Source organism: Marinobacter sp. UBA2498 (assembly GCF_002341575.1).
GTDB classification, from domain to species: domain Bacteria; phylum Pseudomonadota; class Gammaproteobacteria; order Pseudomonadales; family Oleiphilaceae; genus Marinobacter; species Marinobacter manganoxydans.
This window is the reverse complement of record NZ_DDOI01000062.1, coordinates 1-2,371: the sequence shown is the minus strand read 5'-3', so window position 1 is coordinate 2,371 and position 2,371 is coordinate 1. Positions and strand designations below refer to the sequence as shown.

Here is a 2,371-nt window from a genome sequence, read left to right as displayed (position 1 = left end):
TCGAGATCGCCCAGGGGCGCCTTGGGCCGGGACGAGTTCACCATTGCATGCGGGCCATCGGCGCAGCGGAGCGCACGCTGGAGATTCTGATCAAGCGGGCAACGACTCGTGAGGCCTTCGGGCGTCCGATCGCCAAGCTGGGCGGCAATCCGGATATCATTGCCAATGCCCGCATGGCCATTGAGCAGGCGCGTCTGCTCACGCTGAAATGCGCCTGGGCACTGGATACGAAGGGCATCATGGGGGCGCTTCAGGAGGTCTCCATGATCAAGGCGGTGATTCCGTCCATGTTGCAGAACATTGTGGATCAGGCCATTCAGATTCACGGTGGTGCCGGAGTCAGCGACGATGACTTCCCGCTGACTCAGTTGTTCGCCTATGCTCGTGTCTTGCGTCTGGCCGATGGGCCTGATGAGGTACATCGGGCTATGGTTGCCCGGTTGGAGCTCCGGAAGTACAAGAACTGATAGCTCGGTGTTGGAGCGGGCGGGGCTGGCCTTCTGAAACACGCTGTGAATACGTCCATGTACGCTTGGCTACGCCATCCATGGCTCCGCACAGTTTCAGAAGGCCAGCCCCGCCCACTCTCGTATACCTGTGAGTTAAGCTGACTAAAAATTCGATACAACGGGAATCACCATGACACAGAGAGTATTCATCACGGGTGGCGCAAGCGGACTTGGCCGAGCCATCGCACTGCGTTATGCCAAAGAAGGCGCCAAAGTTTGCATCGGCGACATTAATCCGGAGCAGGGTGTTGGCGTTGAGAAAGAGATTACCGCAGCCGGAGGCGAGGGCTACTTCGTTGAGTGCGATGTTCGACGCCTGACCGATTTCGAAAAGGTACGCGATGATCTTGTGAAGAAATGGGGTGGCGTTGATGTGGTGGTGAACAACGCTGGCGTTGCCTCTGCCGGTTCCATTGAAGATACCACCATGGCGGATTGGGAGTGGATTCTCGATATCAACGTGCTGGGTGTGGTTCGCGGCTGCAAGGCGTTCACGCCGCAGTTCAAGCAGCAGGGCTCCGGGGCATTTGTGAATGTGGCCTCCATGGCCGGGCTGATGCTGGCGCCGTTGATGGATAGCTACAATGTGACCAAGGCCGGGGTAATTGCCCTGTCTGAAACCCTGAGCCAGGAACTTCGGGATGCCGGTATTCATGTGAGCTGTGTATGCCCGGCATTTTTCCAGACCAATCTGACCAGCAGCATGCGTTCAGATATCCCCGGCATTCAGCAGAACGTGAACAAGCTGATGAAGCGCTCCACGGTAACCGCCGAGGACGTGGCCGAGGATATTTTCCGGTCGGTCAACAACAAGAGCTTCTGGGTACTGCCCCACGCCAAGGAGCGCCGCATGTGGATGCTCAAACGCCATGCGCCCAAGGCTTTCGACTGGCTGATGCATCAGGAAAGCAAGCGCTGGATGAGCAAGATGGGTGGCAGCAAGGCCTGAATGCGCGGTTTTTTTACTGTTTTAAACTGAAGATTCAAAAGGAGAGTCCTGAATGACCCAGATCGACGAGGCCGTGGACATCCGGGAAGGCGAGGAGCTGGACACTGGCGCCGTAGACCGGTTCATGAAAGAGGCGATCCCGGATCTGCAAGGCGAGCCAGAGATTCGTCAATACCCGGGTGGCGCCTCAAACCTGACCTATCAGGTGGATTACGGCGACCGGTCCTACGTCTTGCGCCGGCCGCCGTTTGGCAAGATTGCCAAGTCTGCCCACGACATGCTGCGTGAGGCGAAGGTCATGCGGGCGCTCAAACCGGTTTATCCCTACGTACCCAACATCATTGCCATTTGCGATGATCACGACGTGCTGGGTTGCGATTTCTACGTGATGGAACGGTTGAAGGGCATTATCCTGCGCCAGGACTTTCCCAAGGATTTCGAGCTCAGTGAAGCCGATACCCGTAAGCTTTGCCTGAACGTGATCGACAAACTGGTGGATCTTCACCGTGTGGATGCCAAGGCAGCAGGCCTGGACAAGCTGGGCAAGGGCGAGGGCTACGTTCAGCGCCAGATTGGCGGTTGGAGCGACCGTTTCCGCAAGGCCCGCACCGACGATGTGGGTGACTTTGAGCAGGTAATGAGCTGGCTCAATGACAAGATGCCCGACGACATTGCCCAGGTGGTGATCCACAACGATTTCCGCTTCGACAACGTGGTGCTGAATCCGGACAACCCGTTCGAGGTCATCGGCGTGCTGGACTGGGAAATGGCCACCATCGGTGATCCGCTGATGGATCTGGGTAACAGCCTGGCTTACTGGATCGAAGCCGATGATGAAGGCCCGTTCCAGATGCTGCGCCGCCAGCCAACCCATCGCCCGGGCATGCTCACCCGCAAGGAGGTGGTGGAGTAT

General features: G+C 57.7%; 3 protein-coding genes. All 3 read left to right on the top strand.

Translation table 11 applies throughout. From position 1 onward, the window contains the following. Positions 1–467, top strand: a 467-nt coding sequence (locus tag B2W52_RS07810; protein ID WP_286802327.1) for an acyl-CoA dehydrogenase family protein, incomplete at its 5' end; no start/stop codon positions are given. 172 nt (positions 468–639) lie between these two features. After that, positions 640–1,458 carry an SDR family oxidoreductase gene (locus tag B2W52_RS07805; protein ID WP_053114653.1) on the top strand — a complete coding sequence of 273 codons (819 nt, stop codon included), beginning with the start codon at positions 640–642 and terminating at the stop codon, positions 1,456–1,458. A 52-nt stretch (positions 1,459–1,510) separates the two neighbouring features. Continuing rightward, a partial coding sequence (locus tag B2W52_RS07800; protein WP_286802324.1) for a phosphotransferase family protein occupies positions 1,511–2,371 on the top strand: 861 nt, incomplete at its 3' end.